This window comes from Kitasatospora sp. NPDC048722, from assembly GCF_040650235.1.
Taxonomy (GTDB): Bacteria; Actinomycetota; Actinomycetes; order Streptomycetales; family Streptomycetaceae; genus Kitasatospora.
The window spans coordinates 21,760-42,712 of the sequence record NZ_JBEZGX010000046.1; the positions used below are offsets into that span (position 1 = coordinate 21,760).

Genomic DNA, 20,953 nt, shown 5'->3' on the forward strand with positions numbered 1-20,953 from the left:
CGGAGCCGGCCCGGTGGCCGTCCGTCCCCGTGCGGCGGGCGGACCGTCCGGGCACCGGGCCCGGACGGTCCGCCGCGTCCGCTAACCCGCCGTCGTCGTCTGGCGGAGGGCGGCGGCCGGACCGCCGCGGCCCTCGGGCAGGGCCCGGAGGATCGCCTCCACGCTCTCCCGGGCGTCACCGAACAGCATGCCGGTGTTCTCCCGGAAGAACAGCGGGTTCTGCACGCCCGCGTAGCCGGAGGCCATCGACCGCTTGAAGACGATCACCTGCTCCGCCTCCCACACCCGCAGCACCGGCATGCCGGCGATCGGGCTGGACGGATCGTCGGTGGCGGCCGGGTTGACGGTGTCGTTGGCGCCGATGACGAGGACGACCGAGGTCGCGGCGAGGTCGTCGTTGATCTCGTCCATCTCCAGGACGATGTCGTACGGCACCTTCGCCTCGGCCAGCAGGACGTTCATGTGCCCGGGCAGGCGGCCCGCCACCGGGTGCACGCCGAACCGCACCCCGATCCCGCGCTCGCGCAGCCGCCTGGTCAGCTCCGCCACCGGGTGCTGGGCCTGGGCCACCGCCATGCCGTAGCCGGGCGTGATGACCACGGACCGGGCCGCCGCGAGCAGCCCGGCGGCCTCCTCCGCGTGGATCTCGCGGTGTTCGCCCTGCTCTCCCGCGGATCCCGACGGGGCCTCGATGCCGAACCCGCCCGCGATGACCGACAGGAACGAGCGGTTCATGGCCTTGCACATGATGTACGACAGGTAGGCGCCGGAGGACCCGACCAGGGCCCCGGTGACGATCAGCAGATCGTTGTCGAGCAGGAACCCGGCCGCCGCCGCTGCCCAGCCCGAGTAGCTGTTCAGCATGGAGACGACGACGGGCATGTCGCCGCCGCCGATCGAGGCGACCAGGTGCCAGCCCAGGGCGAGCGCCAGGACGGTGACCGCGATCATGAGGCCGAGGCCCGGACTGGCCGCGAACCAGGCCGTCAGCACCGCGAACGCCACCAGCGCGCCCACGTTGAGCGCGTTCTTGCCCGGCAGCACAAGCGGGCGCGAGGCGATCCTGGCGGACAGCTTCAGGAAGGCGACGACCGATCCGGTGAAGGTGACCGCGCCGATGAACACGCCGATGAAGACCTCGGCGTGGTGGATGCCCAGCAGGTCCCCGGCCACCCGGGTCTGGGCGGACCCGTGGGATTCGACCTCCAGATAGCCGTTCCAGCCGACCAGGACGGCGGCGAGGCCGACGAAACTGTGCAGGACGGCGATGAGCTCGGGCATCTGCGTCATCTCGACCCGGCGGGCCCGCCACAGTCCCGCCGCCCCGCCGAGCGCCATCGCGAGGACGATCAGCGCGACCGCGCCGGCGGAGACGTCCTGCGCCGCCACCACGACGGTGGCGACCAGGGCGAGGGCCATGCCGGCGATGCCGTAGACGACGCCGGCGCGGGAGGTCCGGTGCTGGGACAGCCCGGCCAGACTGAGGACGAACAGCAGCGCGGCGACCAGGTCCGCGGCATGGGAGGCCGTCGTGGAAGTCATCGGACTCAACGCCTTTCGGAGGACGACGGGGACGACGGGGACGACGGGGACGCCGGGGAGGTGGGGGCGGTGGGGGCGGTGGGGGAGACCGAGAACATCGACAGCATGCGGCGGGTGACGGCGAAACCGCCGAAGATGTTCACGCTCGTCAGCAGGACCGCCACGAAGGACAGCGCCGTCACGAGCCGGCTCTCGTGCCCGATCTGGAGCAGGGCGCCGATCACCACGATTCCGGAGATCGCGTTCGTCACCGACATCAGCGGAGTGTGCAGGGCGTGGTGGACCTTGCCGATGACGTAGTAGCCGATGACGACGGCGAGCGCGAACACCGTGAAGTTCTGCGCCAGTTGGGCCGGAGCGAAGGCGGTCAGGAGGAAGGCCGTCAGCATCCCGAGGCCGATCAGCCCGAAGCGCAGCGGCGGGGTGAGCCGGGACGGCTTCGCGGCGATCGGCGCGGCAGCCGGTCGGCCGGGGGTGGTGGTGGTGGCGGCCGACACGGCCACGGGCGGCGGCGGCCAGGTGACCTCGCCCGCCCGGACGACCGTCACCGCCCGCTGCACCACGTCGTCGAAGTCGACGACCAGCCGCCCGTCCCCGCCCGGCGTCAGCAGCTTCAGCAGGTTCACCAGATTGGTGCCGAACAGCTGCGAGGCCTGGGCCGGCAGCCGGGCCGTCAGGTCGGTGTAGCCGATGATGGTGACCCCGTTGCCGGTGACCACCGCGCGTCCGGGCACGGTGCCCTCGACGTTGCCGCCCTGCGCGGCGGCCATGTCGACGATGACGCTGCCCGGCCGCATCGCCGCCACGTCCTCGGCCGTGAGCAGCCGCGGCGCCGGCCTGCCGGGGATCAGTGCGGTCGTGACGACGATGTCCACGTCCCGCGCCTGCTCGTGGTAGAGCGCGGCGGCGGCCCGGTCGTACTCGGCCGACGTCGCCTTGGCGTAGCCGTCCGAGCCCGCCTCCTGGGCCACCTCCACGGCCAGGTACTCCCCGCCCAACGACCGTACCTGGTCGGCGACTTCGGGCCGCGGATCGGTCGCGCGGACGATCGCGCCGAGGCTGGACGCCGCACCGATCGCGGCCAGCCCGGCCACACCGGCGCCCGCCACCAGGACCTTGGCCGGCGCCACCTTTCCCGCGGCGGTGACCTGCCCGGTGAAGAACCGCCCGAAGACGTGGGCCGCCTCGATCACCGCCCGGTACCCGGCGATGTTGGCCATCGAGCTCAGCACGTCCATCGACTGCGCCCGGGAGATCCGCGGGACGGCGTCCAGCGCCAGCGCGGTGACGCCGCGTGCCGACAGCGCCTTCAGCAGGTCGGGGCGCTGCGCCGGGGCGAGCAGGGCGACGAGGGTCGCGTCATCACCCAACCGGGCGATCTCGTCGCCCGACGGCGGGTTGACCTTCAGGACGACCTCGGCCGCCCAGGCGTCACCGATGCGCGCGCCGGCCTCGGCGTACGCCGCGTCGGTGAAGCCGGAGGCCGTCCCGGCCCCCGACTCGACGACGACCTCGTAGCCGAGCCCGAGCAACTGCCGCACCGTCGGTGGCGTCGCCGCGACGCGGGTCTCCCCGACGGTCGACTCGGCGACCACGCCGACGCGCTGGGGTGGATGGTGGTGGACCGGCACCTGTGCAGACATGTCTGGTACCTCTCTTCGCCGGAGGCGCTGCGGACCGGAGCAACTGCGATCGAGGGGGAGTCGGGATCCCCACCCGGTGGTCGCTGGAACGTACACCTACCCAGCTCGCGGGCCGATGGAGCGAACCAGTGACGAGCCTCACCCCGTGGCGCCGTCCGTCGCGTCAGCGCTCCTCGGCCGGCTGCCACAGGTGCACCGAAGTCCCCTGCTCGGAGACCGTGAACCACGCGCCGTCCCCCGCGGCCCGGGCAGGACCCGAGACCGGGACGGGATAGGCGATCTCGCCGCGCAGGGTCATCGTCGCCGCGTCCACGAGCCAGTGCCGGACCGGTCCGTACCCGGCGTCGCTCTCGGACGTGCCGGCGACGACGGTGCCCTCGTCGGGGAAGGCCGCGTGGTGGTCCCAGTACACCCTGCCCTCGCCGGTCGGGTCATCGGGGTGCGCCGGCACGGTGCCCTCGGCCTCCAGGTCCCGGGCCCGCGGGCCGTCGTGGACGGTGAGGGACCACTGCCCGAGGTCGACGGAGAGGACCTGCCGGCCGGAAGGGCTCGTCGCCAGGAGGATCCGCTCGGCCCGGACCTGCTCGACGGTCAGCCGGCGTCCGTCCCACCGGCCCCACAGCGCGGGCGAGTCCTCCTCGCCCTCGCCGATGCTCAGGCCCATCCGCGCGGGGTCCGGGTGCGGCGTGTGCACGGAGCCGGAGGCCACGGTCGCCGTGCCGGCGCGCCCGAGGACCGTCCCGTCGGCGGCGTCCAGGACCAGCCACTGTTCCTCGTGGCCGTCGGCGGCGTCCGTGTCGTCGCCCGGCACGCCGAGCACGTGGGCCCACACCACGGCGCCGTCCGCCCCGAAGGCGACCGAACCGCCGTCACCGTCCTCCCAACGCCCGTGGCGGACCTCCCAGCGCGTCGCGCCGTCCGGCTCCACCGCCCGCAGCGACTCGGGGCCGGCGAACACCGCCACGTCACGCCGCGGCGACACCGCCACCGACCCCGAGCGGCGCGGCCAGGGCGCCGGGAACCGGACGTCACCGGCCCCGTCGAGGGCCACGACCTCGGTGTCCCCGTGCTGGACGAGGAACCGCCGCCCCGGGAAGCACGCCACCTCCGGGGCATCGGCCGACGCCCGGTCCAGCGGAGCGGTCATGGTGGTGACAAGACGAGCGATGATGGTCACGATGTCTTCCAGGCGCAACGGGGACGGAACGGGGACGGCGAACGGCGGGGCCGACCCTACGCGGCCGACGGGTCGTTCGGGCGAGTGGGAGGGGTACCGGTGTTCACGACTCGACCGACCTTGCAGGGGACGTTCGGGATGGTCTCGTCGACGCACTGGCTGGCGTCGGCGGCCGGCCTGGCGGTGCTGGAGGACGGCGGGAACGCGTTCGACGCGGCCGTGGCCGCCGCGTTCACGCTGCACGTCGTCGAACCGCACCTGAACGGGCCGGCGGGCGAGGTGCCGATCATCCTCGCGCCCGCGGACGGGCCGGTGCGGGTGCTGTGCGGGCAGGGGCCCGCGCCCGCCGGGGCGAGCATCGGGCACTACCGCTCGCTCGGCCTGTCCCTCGTCCCGGGGACGGGACCGCTGGCGGCCGCCGTGCCCGGGGCGTTCGACGCCTGGCTGCTCCTGCTGCGCGACCACGGGACCAAGCGGCTGGCGGAGGTCCTGCGGTTCGCGATCGGCTACGCCGCGCACGGGCACCCGGCGGTCGAGCGGATCGGGGCGACCGTCGAGACCGTCCGGGAGCTCTTCGAGCGGGAGTGGACGAGCTCGGCGGAGCTCTACCTGCCCGGCGGGCACGCGCCGCGCCCCGGCGCACTGCTCACCAACCCGCCGCTCGCCGCGACCTGGCGGCGGCTGGTCGCCGAGGCCGAGGCCGCCGGGAACGGGCGGGAGGCGCAGATCGACGCGGCGCGGCGGGTCTGGCGGGAGGGCTTCGTCGCCGAGGCACTGGCCGGCTTCGCGGCCCGTCCCGCGCTGGACACCTCCGGCGGGCGTCACGCGGGCACGCTGACCGGCGACGACCTCGCGGCCTTCGAGGCGCACTACGAGGAGCCGGTCACGCACACCTGGAACGGGTGGACGGTCGCCAAGCCGGGGCCGTGGAGCCAGGGCCCGGTGTTCCTCCAGCAACTCGCCCTGCTGCCGGACGACTTCGGGACACCGGACGAGGCCGAGTACGTCCACACCCTCGTGGAGGGCACCAAGCTCGCCATGGCCGACCGCGAGGCCTGGTACGGCGACGCCGCCGAGGTGCCGCTCAAGGCGCTCCTGTCGCCCGGGTACAACGACGACCGCCGCGCCCTGATCGGCGGCCGGGCGTCCTACGACCTGCGGCCCGGCAGCCCGGAGGGGCGCGCACCAAGGCTCGCCGAGTACGCGCCCGCCGAGGCGGCGCCCGGCTCCGGCGAGCCCACCGTCGCCAGGGACGGCGGCACCCGCGGCGACACCTGCCACGTGGACGTCGTGGACCGCTGGGGCAACCTCGTCTCCGCCACCCCGAGCGGCGGCTGGCTCCAGTCCAACCCCGTCGTGCCGGGCCTCGGCTTCCCGCTCGGCACCCGCCTCCAGATGGCCGCCCTCACCCCCGGACTGCCCAACTCCCTCACCCCCGGCCGCCGTCCGCGCACCACCCTTTCACCGTCCCTCGCCCTGCGCGGCGACCGGCCGGTCCTCGCCTTCGGCACACCGGGCGGCGACCAGCAGGACCAGTGGAGCCTGCACTTCCTCCTCGCCCTCGCACGGCGCCCGCCGGTGCGCGGCGGGCTCGACCTCCAGGGCGCGATCGACGCGCCGAACTGGCACACGGAGAGCTTCCCCGGCTCCTTCTACCCGCGCGCCGGCCGGCCCGGCAGCCTGTTCGTCGAGTCCCGCCTCGGCCCGGACGTCATCGCGGGCCTGCGCCGGCGCGGCCACGACGTCACCGTCGGGGACCCGTGGTCGGAGGGGCGCCTGTGCGCCGTCGCCCGCGACCCCGAGACCGGCGTCCTGTCGGCGGCCGCCAACCCGCGGGGCATGCAGGGCTACGCCGTCGGCAGGTGAGCGCGGGGTCGTGTGGACGGGGTGGTCTGGACGGGGTCGCGCGGACGGGGCGCGGCGGCCCTGGCCGACCCGTCGTCAGGTGATGTCCACCCAGGGGACGTTCCAGGGGCGATATCGGGGTGATCACCGATGCGCCGCGACGGTCCCGGGACGCAGAGTCGGAGCCGTCAGAACGTTCCGACCGTGCTGTTCAGGAGAGATCCCGATGCGCATCCGCCGCGCCGTCACCACCCTCGCTCTGGCCACTGCGCTCACGACCGGCGCGGCCGTGTCCGTGGCCGCCGCCGCGCCGGTTCCCGGCGGACCGCCGTCCGCCGCGCCGTCCACGGCGCCGACCGCCGTTCCGTCCGCAGGGCCGACCGTCCAGGACATCCTCGGGCACCTGCCCGACGGCGTCGTCGCCGGCGCGGTGGTCCGCCAGGACGGTGTGGGCCGGACCGCCGGACCCGTCACCACCGACGCGTACGTCCGGATCGGCAGCGTCACCAAGGTCTTCACCAACACGGTCGTCCTCCAGCTCGTCGCCGAGCACCGGATCGGCCTCGACGCACCGGCCCGGCAGTACGTCCCCGAGGTGCTGCCGGAGGACTACGGCCGCGTCACCGTGCGCCAGCTCCTCGACCACACCAGCGGCCTGCCCAAGCCCGCGCGGACCCCGGGCCCGGCCGACGGTCCTGGATGGCAGCTCGCGTCCGTGAGCCCCGTGGACCTCCTGCACGAGTCGTTCGCCGCAGCCGCCGGGGTGATGCCGCCCGCGACCCCCGCCGCGCAGCAGTACAACGGGCTCAACTCCATGGTCCTCGGGCTGATCGTCGAGAAGGTCACCGGCCGCCCCTTCACCGCCGAAGTGGAGCGCCGGATCATCCGCCCGCTGCACCTGCGCCACACCAGCCTGCCCGCCGCCGACGACCCGACGATCCCCTCGCCCCACGCGGAGGTGCACCTGGACGGACAGGACGTGACCGAGCAGAGCCCGTACCCGTGGGCCGAGGGCGGCATGATCTCCACCACCGCCGACCTGGACCGCTTCCTCACCGCGCTGTTCCGGGGGCGGCTGCTCCCGCCCGCCCAGCAGGAGCTGGTCTTCGCGGTGCCCGACGTGTCGAACGCCGCCGACAACACCAACTGCGCGGGCCAGAGCGCCTGTTACAGCGTCGGCGGGCTCATGCGCTACCGGCTTCCGAGCGGTGAGTACGCCTGGGGCAAGACCGGTTCGCGCCCCGGCTGGGACAACGGGTTCTTCGCCACCCGCGACCTCCGGCACCGCGTGGTCTACTCCCTGAACCCGACGGGGACCGGCGACGACCTGCCCTACGTCAGGGCGCTCGTCGACGCCGGGCTCGGAGGCTGACGACCGGGCCGTCCGTCGGAGGGGGACACGTCACGGGCCGGCCCCGGTGCGAACGGGCAGGGCGATGCCGGGCGTCAGGTGGAAGCGCTCCGGTCCGACGACCGGGCGGCGGTCGGCCGGGGCCGTCCCGTCGCGGCGCTCCAGCCAGGCCCGCAGGCGGTCCCGGGCGCTGCGGTCGCGTTCGGCGTCGGCGGTCGCCGGGGGTGTGGTGGTGGTCTCGCGCAGCAGGACGCGGGCGGGGCGGGTCGCGCCGTCGCCGGGGACGGTGTCGAGGACGGTGAAGGTGCTGCCGGGGGAGAAGACGACCTGCGGCACCTCGCCGTCGGCGGCGAACACGGCCGTCCGGCGCCCGGTCGTCGACCACACGGCGAACTCCACCGGGGTGCCGAGGTCGGCCGCGGGCGAGGAGACCCCGGTGACCGGCGCCGGCTCGACCAGGACCAGGCCGGGAGGGTAGGCGTCGAGGACGGCGGGCGGCAGGTCGGCGCCGAGCAGCACTGCGCCGTGGTGGCTCGGCAACCGGCGCAGGCCCGACGCCAGGCAGGCGAGGTAGGGCGCGAGCGGGCCGGGCGCGCCGCTGCGGGCCCCGGCGACCAGCGTGGCCGGGTCGGCGGGCACGTCGGCGCCCTCGTGGTGCAGCAGCACGGCGACCAGGTCGGGCTTGAGGTCGTCCCGGCCGGTCGACCGCAGGCCCGGCAAGCGGGTGGTGGCCGGTTCGACCCGGCCGGCGCCGCGCTGGTAGTGGTCACCGAGGAGCGAACGGAAGGCGTCCCGGTCGGCGCCGCTGCTCACGGGGGCGAGCGGTGGGACGTCGGCGGGGGTGAAGTAGCGGGCCGTCAGGGCGAGGGGCTGGGCGGGTGCTTCGGGCTCCTCCAGCTCCTGCGCCACCTCCAGCTCCTGCGCCACCTCCAGCTCCTTCGCCGACTCGGGCTCCTTCGGTTCCGCCGGCTCCGGGGCCACGGGTGGTTCAGGCGTCGGGGCTACGGCCGGCTCGGCCGAGGCGGTGGGCCGCTTGGCCGGGCGCTCGGCGACGGGAGCCCCGGCCGGAGCGGTGGCGCTCGTCGTCGCCTCCGCCGTCGACGGGCTCGCAGCGGTGGCCGGCCTGCTCACCGGCGCCGTGCCACTGCTCGTGGCGAGCCCGACGGGTGGGGCGGTCGGGGGAGCGAGCTCCGCGTCGGCGGGTGTGACCCGTCCCGTCACGAACCCCTCGTTCCGGTGCGACGGCAGGGCGAAGCGTTCTGGAACGTTCGGCGTGTTCGGCCGGCTCGGAGCGTCGAGGCCGCCGCCCACCGCGTACGTCGTGGGCAGGGCCGGTGCCGGTGCCGGGAGACCGTTCTGCGCGCGAGCGGGCGGGTTGTGCCACACCAGGCCGTACATCCGTGCGAAGAACCGGGCGCTGCTCTCGGACGCCGCGTCGACCAGGCCGTGCAGCAGCAGCCCGAAACCCCGTGCGCCGTCACCGGGCAACTGGTCCAGCAGGGCGGACAGTTGCTCCCACACGTCGTGCGGGATCAGCCGGGCCTGCTCGCCCACCACGAGCAGCGGGCGGGCCGGGTCCGGGCGCAGGAAGCGCGGCGCCCACGCGTACGGCGGCTCGGGGCGCAGCCAGAGCCCGGCCGGGACGGCCTCCAGGCACCAGAACGGGAAGGCGCGGAACAGTCCGGGGCCGACCGTGTCCCACCCCGCGCCGCCGTTGCGCCAGGCGGTGCTGACGGTGTCGTGACGGCCGCCGGAGGTCAGCCGGATCAGGTACGGCTCCCAGGTGGTGGCGCCGCGGTGGTCGAGCACCCGGGTGGTGAACGCGCCGTCGCCCGCGACCGGGAGGCCGACCGAGGCGTGCACGGGCCGCCCGAGCCGCTCGGCGAGCGCGCCGGACAGGGCGGCGAGCGCCCCCGGGTCCGCCCAGGGCGCGCTCACGACGAGCTGGTCCGAACCAGTGGGCAGGGACAGCGCGGCGTCGGCGAACTCCTCGGGGGCCAGGACGGGGCGGGCGGGCGTGCCGACGAGCAGCGGCGTCGTGCCGGGAGGCGTCGCGAGCTGCTGGAGGAACGGCATCCCGGCCTCCGGGCGGGCCGTCGCGTGGCTGAGCCAGAAGCCGTTGGCGAGGCGCTGGACGACGACCGAGGCGGGCAGCACGCTCGGACCCGCCGCGGCGACCGTACGGGTGGGGACGGCGGGCGGCGGCCACGCGGCCGGCCCGGTGGCATCCCACGCCGGACCGGCCGGCGCCGGCCACGACGCGGGCTCGGGCCTGGCCGGCGCCGCCGGGACGGGCTCGGCAGGGGTGGTCGCGCCAATGGTCCTGCCCAGCTGTTGCGGACGGCCGCCCGGCGGGCAACTCCACCACGCGGCGGCTTCCGTGGCGCCGTCGGGCGCGGTCACCTTCAGGGTGCCGTCGGGCTGGATGGACACCAGGCCGTCAGGGGCCACGACCGGCAGTCCGGCCTTGTCGGCGACCACCTCGGCGGGGCGCCGCCCACCCGGGCCGAGCGCGGCGAGGCCGGACGCCGCGAGGACCAGCCTGGCAGCGCCCCGGGTCCGGGCGATCAGTCCGAGCTCGGCCATCTGCTCGCGCAGCACCGGCGCGGCGTCGGCCGCCGCCGCCACGACGACGAGGGCGTCCGGCACCGGCCGCAGGCTGCCCATCGCCGCCGACAGCTCGTCGTCGCCCACCTCGCGCGGGGCGATGACGTAGTGCGGCCCGAACGGCCGCAGGATCGACCGCGAGGGCCCCCGCCGCCCAGCCGGTACGGGCGGCGGGGCGGACGACGCCCCACGACGGCCGAACCGGCGACGCAGAGCCGGCACGGACGAGCCCGCGGACTGCGGCGCGGTCATCGCGTCCCCCGGGGAGCGGGCGTCGGGCAGTAGGACGGGATAACCGCTTCGGAGACGGCGTGGACGGCACCGGCCCGCCGGTGCGCGCGCCCGGCCTGGGCCGGTGTCCGGTGAGGCTCCACCTCGGCCATCGGCGTACGCCTCCCTGATCGGTCGTCGGGACCCCCTCGATCGGTGCCCCGCCCACCTATACGGCCCACGCGGGCCCGGCGGTTCACCCCCGGCCGGACATTCGCCCATCTGCTGTGACGCGGATCACGCTCTGGTTCTCCGGATTCTTTGTCGTTGTGCCCCGCCCCCGTCCCCAGAAGCAGGGCCTGCTCGTACGAGTCGCAAAGGAGAGTCATCGCCGTGTGCATCGACGGTGTGTGCATCGAGTTCCGACCGGGCCCGGGGCTGCCCCGGCAGTTCCTGACCGAGGAGCCTTTGCCTGCCACCGGAGCAGGAAGTCGGCCGGTACGACTTCCTGCTCCGGTGGCACGTCGGAGGCCGGCGCACGCCGTCGCGGTGACGTGGAGCGGGCCGTCCGGTGGTCGCGCGGGCGATCTGTGTACGCCGCCGCCCAAAAGCGTTCGACAACCCCGACCGGCCGCCCGATAGGGTGCCGACGTGGACATGGAACGAGCCTGGCAGGCCGCCGAGTTGCGGTGGAAGTGTGGCACGCTCGCCGGGTTCGTCGCGGCCTGCACCGGCGTCGAGGGGCGTGCCCGGGAGGCGGCGGGGCTGGCCGGGGAGGTGTTCGCCGCCGACCCCGGGGATCTGGAGGCGTTGCAGGCGATCCACGGCGTTCTCGCCACCTGGGCCGACGAGTTGGGGGACCACCCGCACCGGCCCGCCGTCCGGCGGCCCGAGGAGGCGGATCGCCGCATCCGTGACCACCTCAAGGACGTGCTGCGCACGCAGCTGCCCGTCACGGCCCGAGACCGCCTGGCTGCCGTCCAACTCTCCCTGGACGTCGACTTCGACGTGCTGCGCCGGCTGCGGACGCTGTCCGCCGAGGAGCGTGAGGACGTCTTCTACGTCTACGGCCGCGCCACGGCGGCCCTCGACCTCGGTCACCTGGAAGAGGCCGAGCGCGGGGCGAAGCGCCTCGACGCCCTGCGACGGCAGCACGCCGGCTAGTACCCGTTTCGGCGGCGCGACACCGCGCCCGGGAGAGGAGGGCCGGCATGACGACGAGTCCGCTTCCGCTGGACCTGCACGAGGACATGCAGGTCTGGTCGTACCGCGTTTCGCATCGGACGCTGGTGTTCCGCAGCTTCTGGACGCAGGGGAGGGACACGGCCACGGAGGTCGAGTTCGTCAGTGTCCTGGCCATGAAGACGCGGTCGGGCTACCAGGGCCTGGAGATCCGGGCGGCGGGCCCCGACCCGGAGATCGAGGCTCTGGTCGACGTGCCGGGCCCGGCGTCGCCCCGCTTCCTGCGGCTCCATCTGCTGAGCGGTGGTGTGCCCTCGGGCTTCGTCGTCTGCGGCGACGTCCGGGTCCGTGAGGTGCCGGTGGACGAGTGACCCCCGGCCGGTCGAACCCGGTCGAACCCCGGAGGGCCCGCCGCCCGTGGTATCTGCTGAGGCCGGTCGGCGACCGGCGCGAGGACGGACGCGGGAGGACGACCATGGCCTGGTACCAGGGACCGAGCCGGATCACGGTGACGGCGGTGGAGGGGCCGTGGCCGCAGCGGGCGGTGGTGACCGTGCGGGGTGCCGCGCCGGTCGAGATCCCGGCGGCGGTCGGCGCCGTCCACGTGGTCGACGCCGCGAGCTGGCAACTGGACCTGGAGCACTGCCACGAGGGCGAGTGGAGCCCCAACATCCGTGCGGTCCAGGGACGTTGGCAGGAGATCCGGGGCGTGCCGACGCAGCAGGTGCACAGCCGCAACCGCGACCGGGGCGGCGAGCGCCAGGACCGCAACCTCGTGTTGCGGATCGAGCGGATCGAGCCGGGTGGCGGCACCCCGGTCACCACCCCCGGCCAGCCCGCCGCACGCCGCACCGCGACCGCCACTCCGAGGGACGCTTCGGCGGGCGCCGCACGGACCACCACGGCGGGCGGACCGGCCGCCACCACGTCGGGCCCGGGCGCACGCACGACCACCTCGACGGCCGGCTCGGACTTCCTCCAGCCCGCGGCCCCGTCACGCCCGACCACCGCAACCGGCTCGACGGGCGCACGGACCACGACCTCCTGGGGTACGTCGACTTGACCGGGCCCCGAAGGACCGGGTTTCCGAAACCGCGCTCGTCGAGTTCAACGGCGAGAAGGACCACGTCCAGCCGGCCTGCGCCTTCGTGCCGTGGCCGGGGTGGGGCGCGGCTGCCGGCGCTCCGGTCACGGGTGCTGGAAGGAGACCTCCGGGTTCGCCGCCGACGGGCCGTCGAGCAGGGGCTGGTGGACGCCCTTCAGGGTCTGGTCGAAGAAGGCGCCGACGTACTCCCGCGTCAGCTGCATGCCGCGCTCGGGCGAGGTGGTCGTGCCGGGAGGGAGCGGGAGGCCGGCCTCGGTGGCCAGGACCGGGACGTCCGTGAAGCTGGCGTGCGCGGTGCCGGCGACGGCCAGCCAGGGCTTGTAGCCGTCCCAGCCCGCCCAGGCCTGCCCCCACGACGGGTCGCCGCTGCCGGCGGAGTGGTCGCTCTGCTTGCCGAGCAGGAGGAACGCGCGTCCGTCGAGCCTGTCGGTCGGTGTCGGCGGGGAGAAGGATCCGTCCATGTTCACCCCGGCCAGGATCCGTTCGTCCCCGGCCATCGCGTTCAGCGTCGATGCTCCGCCGATCGAGTGCCCGGCCATGCCGATGCGGTCGCGGTCGATCAGGTGCGCGAGGCGCCAGGCCGGGTGGTGCCCGGTGAGCTGGTCCAGGACGAACGACACGTCCTTCGCCCGGCTGTCCGGGAGCGAGTCCGGAGCCCCGCCGTCGCACAGCGCGCACCCCGGGGTGCTGCCGTCGGCGAGCGTCTCGCCGGAGTCCTCGTAGGTGTGGCCGACCAGGGCCACCACGTAGCCGCGGCTCGCCAGGTCGGCCGCCAGGCCGGTCAGCGTGGCGCGGGGGTTCTCGAAGCCGGGGGAGAGGACCACCAGCGGGTACTTCCCGCCCGCGGCCTTCGCACCGGTGTACGCGTGGGTCCTGGTGCCGACGAGGTCCTGCGGTCGGAGACCGGTGCCCGGCGGCACCCGCGTCGCCAGGAAGTTCTGCGCCTCGCCCGGGGTCATGTACGGCGCGGCCTCCCCGGTGCCGGGCCGCGCCGGGTAGAACATCGACACCGCCAGTTGCCGCGGCCCGGCCGCGGGCACCCACGGATCGGTGCGGTTCGGGTCGGTCAGGTGCAGCACCTCCTCACCGGCTGCGAACGGCCCGGTGGGGCGGGGCAGTTCACCGTGGAAGGCGGCAGGCGCGGAGGAGGCGGCGACAGCGGCGGCAGGCCGCGCGGGCGAGGCCGTCGCGGCCCCGGCCAGCGGGAGCGGGAGAGCGAGGGCGAGGGCGGCGACGGCGGCTGCGCGAAGGGATCGGTTCATGTCGTCGAGACTAGGTTCGGGGCCAGGACCCTCGAATCCGTCCGCGGATGCAAGTTCTGGCTCGTCATCAGCCGTCCGACTCACCGGCATCATCCCTTTGGATGACCACCCCGTTGCCTGCGCGAGGTGGTGGTCATTCCCGGGTCGGGCATCTGAGCGCGGGCCGCTCAGGCGGCCGCCGCGGGCAGCTCCACCGTGACGCGCAGCCCGCCCTCGGGGCGCGCGCTCAGGGTGAGTGTCCCGTCGTGCGCGCGGGTGATGGAGCGGACGATCGCCAGGCCGAGTCCGACGCCCGCGTGGTCGGTGCGGATGCGTCCGGTGCCGCGCTGGAACGGCTCGGTGAGCGTCGCGACCAGTTGCGGGGCTAGCTGCTCGCCGGTGTTGTCGACGGTGAGCAGCACGATGCCGGGGCGGGTCCGGGTGTCGATCCGCACCGTTCCCCCCTCGGGCAGGTTGTGGACGATCGCGTTGTGCACGAGGTTCACGGTCAGCTGTAGCAGCAGCGCCGGCGATCCGGTCGTGGGGGCGACGGTGCCGGAGGTCTCCAGGGTGACGCCGTGCCGTTCGGCGAGCGGCAGGAGCGTCTCGGTCGCCTCCTCCGCGAGGAGGGACAGGTCGACCCGCTCCCGGGTGAAGGAGCGCTGGTCGGCCCGGCTGAGCAGGAGCAGTGCCTCGGTGAGCTCGATCGCCCGGGTGTTGACGACGTGGAGGCGGTCGATGATCGCGGCGACGTCCGGGTCCGGATCGGTGCGGGCGACGTCGAGGAGCGCCTTGGAGGTCGCCAGCGGGGTGCGCAGCTCGTGCGAGGCGTTGGCGGCGAACCTGCGCTGTTCGTCGACGTGGGCTTCGAGCCGGGCCAGCATGGTGTCGAAGGCGTCGGCGAGTTCCCGGAACTCGTCCGCGCGGCCCGGCAGCCGGATCCGGTGCTCGAGCGATCCGGTCGAGGCCAGCCGGGCGGCCTCGGTGATGCGGGTCAGCGGGGCGAGCACCCGGCCGGCCAGGAGCCAGCCGCCGACCAGGCCGAACACCAGCAGGAACGCCAGCACCAGGGCCGCCCTCGGGGCGAAGACGTGCAGGAGGTTCGACCGGACGGGGAACACCCCTCTGGTCGGGGTGTCGGTGGCGCCGGCGATGAGGAACGCCCGGTCGGGGACGTACCGCAGCAGGAACAGCCACACCGCGGCGAGCAGCAGGACCGCGGCGACCATCAGGAATCCGGCGTAGCTGAGGGCGAGCTTGAGGCGGACGCTCGGTCCGGGCGCCCTATCCACGCCCGCCTCCACTGCTTCCGGCCGGTGCGGCGTCGATGCGGTAGCCGACGCCCGGCACGGTGGCGATGATCCAGGGCGCGCCGAGTCGCTTGCGCAGGGCGGAGACGGTGATGCGCACGGCGTTCGTGAACGGGTCGGTGTGCTCGTCCCAGGCCCGTTCCAGCAGTTCCTCGGCGCTGACCGCACCGCCCTCCGCGGCGACGAGGACTTCGAGCACCGCGAACTGCTTCCTGGTCAGCGCGACGAAGCGGCCGTCCCGGTAGACCTCGCGCCGGAACGGGTCCACCCGCAGGCCGGCGAGCTCCAGCACCGGGGGCCGGGTGTGGCCGCGTCTGCGGTCCAGGGCCCGGAGCCTGAGGGCGAGTTCCCGGAGTTCGAAGGGCTTGGTGAGGTAGTCGTCGGCGCCGAGTTCGAACCCGGAGGCCTTGTCGTCGAGACGGTCGGCCGCGGTGAGCATCAGGATCGGCATGCCGCTGCCGGAGGCGACGATGCGCCTGGCGATCTCGTCGCCGGGCGTCCCGGGGACGTCGCGGTCGAGGACGGCGATGTCGTAGGCGTTGACGCCGAGCAGTTCCAGCGCGGTGTCCCCGTCACCGGCGATGTCGGCCGCGATCGCCTCCAGCCGCAGGCCGTCCCTGATGGCCTCGGCCAGGTAGAGCTCGTCCTCGACGATCAACACGCGCATCCCCCGATGCTACGAGCCCGCACATATCGTCGGCGTATCGGAAATCCCATACGCCCCGGCAACGCCGCACTCCGTTGACTGGCGCAATGAACCTCGAGCAGGACGCGACGACGACCGCCGGTGAGCGCACGCGAACGGAGGAGCCGAGCGCACGGCGCACGGCGCTGCACCGGGCGCTCCGCGCCGTCTCCCGGCCGGAGCCGTGGAAGCGCGGCCCGGCCCTGACGGCGCTGGCGCTGCTGCTGGGCCTGGTCATGCTCCTGCACGCGGAGATCCCGAACGGCGTCTGGCACCTCGGCAGCCTGGTGGAGAACCTCCTGCCGTGGCTCGGCCTGTTCGTCCCGCTGCTGCTGGTCGCGGCGCTGTGGCGCCGCTCCGCCGCGGCCGTGGTGGCCCTGCTGCTGCCGGTCGCGGCGTGGCTCAACCTCTTCGGCGGCCTGCTCACCGACAAGTCCCGCCCGGGCGGCGACCTCACCGTGGCCGAGCAGAACGTGGACGCCGACAACCCCGACCCGGGCGGCACCGCACGCCGCCTGGCCGCCTCCGGCGCGGACCTGCTGGCCCTGGTGGAGCTGACGCCGCAGTCCGTGGGCGCGTACGAGACGGGGCTCGCGGCGGCGTACCCGTACCACGTGGTCCGGGGCACCGTCGGCCTCTGGAGCAGGTTGCCGCTGGGCGACGCCCAGCCGATCGACGTCATGGACTACGGGCCGCTGGCGGACACCCGGGCGGCGGACGGCAGGACGGCCGAGAACCGGGCGCTGCGCACCACGGTGGCCACGGACCGCGGGCCGCTGACCGTGTACGTGGCGCACCTGGGGTCCGTCCGGATCCTCCCGTCGTCGGGCTTCTGGACGGCCTCGCGCGACATCGGTGTGCAGGCGCTCGGCCGGGCCGTCGCCGCCGACGCGAGCGAGCGGACGCTGCTGCTCGGGGACCTGAACGGCAGCCTGGACGACCGCGCGTTCGCCGCTCTCACCGCACGGATGCGCTCGGCGCAGGACGCGGCCGGGGACGGCTTCGGCTTCAGCTACCCGGCGTCGTTCCCGGTGGTGCGGATCGACCAGATCCTGGTCCGCGGTGTGACGGCGACGAGCTCCCGGGTCCTGCCGGACACCGGCAGCGACCACCTGCCGGTCGCGGCGGGGATCAGGTGGTGAACACGCGCCGGGCAGCGCGGTCCAGCGGCGGCATCCACGCCGGACGGTCCGCGCACACCCGGTGGGCCCGGGGCCCGAAGTCCCCGGCCCGCTGCGGGCTACGAGCACTTCCGGGACAAGGAGGAGATCTTCGTCCGGGTCCTGCGCGAACGCGCCCCCGCCTCGCCGACGCCGTCGCCGAGCTGCCGGACCGCGCCGGGCAGGGCACCGTGCGCGAGCACCTGGAGATGCTGGTCCGGGTGGCCGTCCCGTTCTACTGCCGGTCGTTCCCGATGGCCGGCTCCCTGCTCGCCAGCCCGGACCTGCTCGCCGCCCACCGCGGCACGCTCGGCGACGCCGGCCCGCACCGGGTCGGCGTCCACCTCGCCGAGTACCTGGCCGCCGAACAGCGCTTCGGCCGCGTCCCGGCCGCCCTCGACCCGCACGCGGCGGCGCTGCTCCTGATCGGCGCGTGCTTCCACCGGGCGTTCCTGGAGGTCTTCTACGCCGACGAGGCTCAGCCCGGCGTACTCCTCCCGCCGACGGCGGAGGAGTTCGCGACGGAGACGGTCCGCGCCCTCCTCGACGGCCTCACCCCGCGGGCCTGACCCCGGCTCACCGCCCCTCTGTCAGGCCCGGTTGTCAGTGGCAGCGCCTAGATTTCGAGGAGTCGGCGGGCGGGCGCAGCGTCCGGACCGCCGGCGGAATCCGACTCCGTTGCCCGAAAGGGGTGTTCGCCGTGCCCGTCGCCGTGAATGAGCAGGTCACGTACCTGGAGCTGTCGGAGGACGCCGGCACCGCGCACAAGTTCTACGAGGTGCGCGTCGCCGACCGCGTCGTGACCGTGCGCTACGGGCGGATCGGCGACGCCGGGCAGGTGAAGGCGACGAGCTACCCGAGCCCGGAGAAGGCCGCCGCGGCCGCCGCCAAGAAGGTGGGGGAGAAGGTCCGCAAGGGCTACGCCCCCGCCGTGCAGGGCGTGCGCCAGCGGCGCGCCACCACCCGGCGGCAGATCGTCAGCAGCCGTTCCACCGCCCGCCAGGCACCGCTGCTGTGGCGCTTCCGCTCGGGCTCGCCCGCCTTCGGCATCTTCGTCGGCGAGGAGCACGCCTGGGTCGGCAACGAGGCCGGCGACGTCTACACGCTCACCCACGACGGCGAGGTGACGGCCCGCTTCGGCCTGCCCGACGGCGTCAAGTGCATCGTCGCGGACGACTGGTGGATCTACGCGGGCTGCGACGACGGCAAGGTGTACGACCTCGGCGGCAAGGTGCCGCGCGTCGCCTACGAGATCGCCGAGGACGTCGACATCTACTGGCTGGACATCCACGACGGCGTGCTCGGCGTCGCCGACGAGCGCGGCGGGCTGACCACGGTCGACCACGAGGACGAGTTCCAGTGGCGCCGCAAGGCCGAGGGCCGCGACGGCTGGATGGTGCGCTGCGACGCCGACGGCGTCTACCACGGCCACTCGCGCGGCGTCGCCCGCTACGCCTCCCGCGGCGGCGACCAGCTGTGGCAGGCCGACACCAAGGGCGGCGTCCTGTTCGGCTGGCAGGTGGCCGACGACGTGTTCGCCGGCACCTCCCGGGGCTGGGTGCACCGGCTGCGCAAGTCGGACGGCGCCGAGGTCGCGGCCTACCGGTGCGACGCCGCCGTGTTCTCCTGCGCGGCCTCGCCGGACGGCGCGTACGTCTTCGCCGGTGACAACCACTCCTCGGTGTACTGCTTCGCCGCCGACGGCACCCGGCTGTGGAAGCTCGCCACCGGCTGCGGCTCCGCGTACAGCATGCAGTACCGCGACGGCCGGCTCTACCTGGTGACCACCGACGGCTCCCTGGCCTGCCTGGACGCGAGCGAGGCCGCCATCAGCGCCGCCGAGGCCGGCACCCTGCCGCGGACGGCCGAGGTGCGCGGCGCCGACGTCGAGCGCGTGCTGCCGGGCCGGGCACTGGAGACGGTCACGGCGGGCGCGGGCCTCGGCGGCGTGGAGGTGGAGTGCGTGCAGGACGGCGCCCGGCTGCGGGTGCGCGTCGTGTCCGCCGGATACGACCCGACCTGGCGCGTGCAGTTCCCCAAGGACGTCCGGGTCGCCGGGGCGCGCTACCTCGTGGCGGAGGTCCGCGAATCCGCCGGGGGCGGCTTCTACCGGGCCCGTGGGGACATCAAGCGTCTGCTGTGAAGGGCCACTTGGCCGTCGTCACGCGAGCGTCTCGCACAGGTTCTCCACCTGGTGCCGAACCAGCACCTGCGGCTGCCCGTCCGGGTGGACCAGCAGTGTCACGCCGCCGCTGAACAGGAAGTCGCCGGGGGCGTGGTACGGGTTCCCGGCGCGGACGCGGGCGGAGATGTGCGAGTCCTTCGGGATCAGCCACAGGACGCTGCGGTCGGGCAGCTTGTACTCGGTGGCCTTGCCGCTCTGGTCGCGGTCGACGCTGCGCCCGCTGTCCACGTTGGTGTAGCGCAGTACCAGCGGGCCGCGCCACAGCACCTCGGCCGGCGAGCCGTCGGGGTAGCGGGCGGCCACCTTGGTCTCCTCACCCTCCACCAGCACCCCGATGTGCAGGTGGAACGGGCAGAGCGCGCCGGCCGGGAAGTCCTCGTCGCCGCTCGTGTACGGCTGCCACCCGTCGTCACCGCCCGCGTGGGCCTGAGCAGTCGGTGCCACGGCCAGCAGCGCGGCGGCCAGCGCGGCGACGACGGCGAACGGTCGGGCCCGGCGCAGGGACGAGGTGGGGTGGGACATGACGGGCCTCCTGGCGTGTCAGGGACGGGAGAGGGGTGCGCGCCCCCTCCCCTGCGGGGGGCGCGGTGGCTATCGTCGAGCTGCGGACGCGTCACCCGCGATGCTTTCGGCCGAGGCCGAAACCGACCAGGCCGCGCAGAAGGCGGAGGGGGCACGGTGCTGCGCATCCACTTCACCGCCGAGGACCTGCTCGGCGTCCGTTTCGCCGACGGACCGGCGCCGCTCCTGGAGCTCGGCCTGGCCGTCGCGATGCTCCAACGCCACGACGGCGGGCCGGGGTTCGCCCGATGGCGCCGCTCGCTGAGCACGCCCCGCGCCCGGGCCGCCGTCGCCCCGCTGAGGCAGCTGGTGCCGCCCAACGGCGCCGGTCCGCTCTTCCTCGACCCGCCGAGCGACGACCTCGACCAGGGCCTGGAGGCCGTCCTCGGCTCGACCGGCGCGCTCGTGCGCCGCGAGCTGACCCGCGTCACGACCACCGGCGGGCTGCCCGCCACCACCCTGCTGCGCCACCTCGCGGACCAGGACCGGGACGCCTGGCAGTACCTGGAACGCGCCATGCGCGCCGCCTACCCGGACCTCGTCGGTACCGTCTGGCCCCGCCTGCGCACCGGCTTCGACACCGACCTCGCCTGGCGCGCCCGCGTCCAGCGCGAGCACGGACTGCGCGGGATGCTCGCCGGCCTCCACCCGGGCAGCCGGTGGCGCGGCAGCGTCCTGGAGATCCCTGCCGAGCGAGAGGTGGACGTCCGGCCGGGCGGCGCCGGACTGGTGCTGATGCCCTCCGCGCAGTGGACCGGCGGCCCGCTGGCCGGCCCTTACCCGCTCGGCACACTGCTCGTCTACCCGGCCGTCACCCCGCTGCCGCTGCTCCCGGAAGCCACGCCGGAGGGCGGCCCGCAGGACGACCCGATCGCCGTCCTGCTGGGCCGCACCCGCGCGGCCGTGCTGCGCCTGGCCGGCCGCGAGCCCACCACCAGCCAGCTCGCCGCGGAGCTCGGCATCAGCCTCGCCTCCGCCTCCGAGCACGCCCGCGCGCTGCGCCGGGCCGGGCTGGTCACGACCGTCCGCAGCGGCCGGGCCGTGCGGCACAGCCGGACGGGCCTGGGACACCGGCTGCTGTCGCCGTGACCGGGCGTCAGGCGTCACCCCGGAACGGCGTCGGGTGGTCGGGTGATCATTCGTTCGGCG

General features: G+C 74.8%; 17 protein-coding genes. 9 read left to right on the forward strand and 8 right to left on the reverse strand.

Annotated features, from left to right (window positions below):
• Nucleotides 1-81: 81 nt before the first annotated feature.
• The 3 genes from pntB to AB0C76_RS29120 all read right to left on the reverse strand — a co-directional run bounded on the left by pntB (nt 82) and on the right by AB0C76_RS29120 (nt 4,362).
• On the reverse strand, nt 82-1,542 hold the full coding sequence (gene pntB, locus AB0C76_RS29110) for a Re/Si-specific NAD(P)(+) transhydrogenase subunit beta (protein ID WP_359971276.1): 1,461 nt from the start codon (nt 1,540-1,542) through the stop codon (nt 82-84).
• Nucleotides 1,543-1,547: 5 nt separating this feature from the next.
• On the reverse strand, nt 1,548-3,185 hold the full coding sequence (locus AB0C76_RS29115) for a Re/Si-specific NAD(P)(+) transhydrogenase subunit alpha (RefSeq protein ID WP_359971277.1): 1,638 nt from the start codon (nt 3,183-3,185) through the stop codon (nt 1,548-1,550).
• A gap of 163 nt (nt 3,186-3,348) precedes the next feature.
• On the reverse strand, nt 3,349-4,362 hold the full coding sequence (locus AB0C76_RS29120) for a hypothetical protein (RefSeq protein ID WP_359971278.1): 1,014 nt from the start codon (nt 4,360-4,362) through the stop codon (nt 3,349-3,351).
• A 99-nt stretch (nt 4,363-4,461) separates the two neighbouring features.
• Between AB0C76_RS29120 and AB0C76_RS29125 the strand changes: the two genes are divergently transcribed.
• Together AB0C76_RS29125 and AB0C76_RS29130 are read left to right on the forward strand one after the other, a co-directional pair.
• Nucleotides 4,462-6,228, forward strand: coding sequence for a gamma-glutamyltransferase (locus tag AB0C76_RS29125; RefSeq protein ID WP_359971280.1), 1,767 nt, complete (start codon nt 4,462-4,464; stop codon nt 6,226-6,228).
• Between the two features lie 205 nt (nt 6,229-6,433).
• Nucleotides 6,434-7,579: a serine hydrolase domain-containing protein gene (locus tag AB0C76_RS29130; protein WP_359971281.1), complete on the forward strand. Its 1,146-nt coding sequence runs from the start codon at nt 6,434-6,436 to the stop codon at nt 7,577-7,579.
• Nucleotides 7,580-7,609: 30 nt separating this feature from the next.
• Here the strand turns inward: AB0C76_RS29130 and AB0C76_RS29135 are convergent, their stop codons facing one another.
• Complete coding sequence (locus AB0C76_RS29135; protein WP_359971283.1) at nt 7,610-10,417, reverse strand: hypothetical protein; 2,808 nt, start codon at nt 10,415-10,417, stop codon at nt 7,610-7,612.
• A 609-nt stretch (nt 10,418-11,026) separates the two neighbouring features.
• Here AB0C76_RS29135 and AB0C76_RS29140 point away from each other — a divergent pair.
• The 3 genes from AB0C76_RS29140 to AB0C76_RS29150 all read left to right on the forward strand — a co-directional run bounded on the left by AB0C76_RS29140 (nt 11,027) and on the right by AB0C76_RS29150 (nt 12,620).
• Nucleotides 11,027-11,539 carry a hypothetical protein gene (locus AB0C76_RS29140; RefSeq protein WP_359971285.1) on the forward strand — a complete coding sequence of 171 codons (513 nt, stop codon included), beginning with the start codon at nt 11,027-11,029 and terminating at the stop codon, nt 11,537-11,539.
• Nucleotides 11,540-11,586: 47 nt separating this feature from the next.
• Entirely contained in the window at nt 11,587-11,928 is a 342-nt protein-coding gene (locus AB0C76_RS29145) for a hypothetical protein (RefSeq protein WP_359971287.1), read from the forward strand.
• Nucleotides 11,929-12,032: 104 nt separating this feature from the next.
• Nucleotides 12,033-12,620 carry a hypothetical protein gene (locus tag AB0C76_RS29150; protein WP_359971288.1) on the forward strand — a complete coding sequence of 196 codons (588 nt, stop codon included), beginning with the start codon at nt 12,033-12,035 and terminating at the stop codon, nt 12,618-12,620.
• 125 nt (nt 12,621-12,745) lie between these two features.
• Here the strand turns inward: AB0C76_RS29150 and AB0C76_RS29155 are convergent, their stop codons facing one another.
• The 3 genes from AB0C76_RS29155 to AB0C76_RS29165 form a co-directional block, all read right to left on the reverse strand.
• On the reverse strand, nt 12,746-13,924 hold the full coding sequence (locus AB0C76_RS29155; protein ID WP_359971289.1) for an alpha/beta hydrolase: 1,179 nt from the start codon (nt 13,922-13,924) through the stop codon (nt 12,746-12,748).
• 167 nt (nt 13,925-14,091) lie between these two features.
• Nucleotides 14,092-15,195 (reverse strand): HAMP domain-containing sensor histidine kinase, encoded by a 1,104-nt coding sequence (locus tag AB0C76_RS29160; RefSeq protein WP_359971291.1) that lies wholly within the window; start codon nt 15,193-15,195, stop codon nt 14,092-14,094.
• Nucleotides 15,188-15,880, reverse strand: a complete 693-nt coding sequence (locus AB0C76_RS29165; RefSeq protein WP_359971293.1) for a response regulator transcription factor — start codon at nt 15,878-15,880, stop codon at nt 15,188-15,190. The genes AB0C76_RS29160 and AB0C76_RS29165 overlap by 8 nt, the downstream gene beginning before the upstream one ends.
• A gap of 86 nt (nt 15,881-15,966) precedes the next feature.
• Between AB0C76_RS29165 and AB0C76_RS29170 the strand changes: the two genes are divergently transcribed.
• The 3 genes from AB0C76_RS29170 to AB0C76_RS29180 all read left to right on the forward strand — a co-directional run bounded on the left by AB0C76_RS29170 (nt 15,967) and on the right by AB0C76_RS29180 (nt 19,201).
• Nucleotides 15,967-17,040 carry an endonuclease/exonuclease/phosphatase family protein gene (locus AB0C76_RS29170; protein WP_359971295.1) on the forward strand — a complete coding sequence of 358 codons (1,074 nt, stop codon included), beginning with the start codon at nt 15,967-15,969 and terminating at the stop codon, nt 17,038-17,040.
• 209 nt (nt 17,041-17,249) lie between these two features.
• Complete coding sequence (locus AB0C76_RS29175) at nt 17,250-17,627, forward strand: hypothetical protein (RefSeq protein WP_359971296.1); 378 nt, start codon at nt 17,250-17,252, stop codon at nt 17,625-17,627.
• Between the two features lie 143 nt (nt 17,628-17,770).
• On the forward strand, nt 17,771-19,201 hold the full coding sequence (locus AB0C76_RS29180) for a WGR domain-containing protein (RefSeq protein WP_359971369.1): 1,431 nt from the start codon (nt 17,771-17,773) through the stop codon (nt 19,199-19,201).
• Nucleotides 19,202-19,219: 18 nt separating this feature from the next.
• Here the strand turns inward: AB0C76_RS29180 and AB0C76_RS29185 are convergent, their stop codons facing one another.
• Nucleotides 19,220-19,765 carry a hypothetical protein gene (locus AB0C76_RS29185; RefSeq protein WP_359971297.1) on the reverse strand — a complete coding sequence of 182 codons (546 nt, stop codon included), beginning with the start codon at nt 19,763-19,765 and terminating at the stop codon, nt 19,220-19,222.
• Between the two features lie 156 nt (nt 19,766-19,921).
• Here AB0C76_RS29185 and AB0C76_RS29190 point away from each other — a divergent pair, with 156 nt between their 5' ends.
• Nucleotides 19,922-20,893 carry a winged helix-turn-helix domain-containing protein gene (locus AB0C76_RS29190; RefSeq protein WP_359971299.1) on the forward strand — a complete coding sequence of 324 codons (972 nt, stop codon included), beginning with the start codon at nt 19,922-19,924 and terminating at the stop codon, nt 20,891-20,893.
• The last annotated feature ends 60 nt before the right edge of the window (nt 20,894-20,953 follow it).

Coding starts and splice junctions, on each gene's coding strand:
- AB0C76_RS29145 (WP_359971287.1), top strand. CDS start 11,587: ATGACGACGAGTCCGCTTCCGCTGGACCTGCACGAGGACATGCAGGTC.
- AB0C76_RS29130 (WP_359971281.1), top strand. CDS start 6,434: ATGCGCATCCGCCGCGCCGTCACCACCCTCGCTCTGGCCACTGCGCTC.
- AB0C76_RS29185 (WP_359971297.1), bottom strand. CDS start 19,765: ATGTCCCACCCCACCTCGTCCCTGCGCCGGGCCCGACCGTTCGCCGTC.
- AB0C76_RS29135 (WP_359971283.1), bottom strand. CDS start 10,417: ATGACCGCGCCGCAGTCCGCGGGCTCGTCCGTGCCGGCTCTGCGTCGC.
- AB0C76_RS29155 (WP_359971289.1), bottom strand. CDS start 13,924: ATGAACCGATCCCTTCGCGCAGCCGCCGTCGCCGCCCTCGCCCTCGCT.
- AB0C76_RS29115 (WP_359971277.1), bottom strand. CDS start 3,185: ATGTCTGCACAGGTGCCGGTCCACCACCATCCACCCCAGCGCGTCGGC.
- pntB (WP_359971276.1), bottom strand. CDS start 1,542: ATGACTTCCACGACGGCCTCCCATGCCGCGGACCTGGTCGCCGCGCTG.
- AB0C76_RS29170 (WP_359971295.1), top strand. CDS start 15,967: ATGAACCTCGAGCAGGACGCGACGACGACCGCCGGTGAGCGCACGCGA.
- AB0C76_RS29165 (WP_359971293.1), bottom strand. CDS start 15,880: ATGCGCGTGTTGATCGTCGAGGACGAGCTCTACCTGGCCGAGGCCATC.
- AB0C76_RS29150 (WP_359971288.1), top strand. CDS start 12,033: ATGGCCTGGTACCAGGGACCGAGCCGGATCACGGTGACGGCGGTGGAG.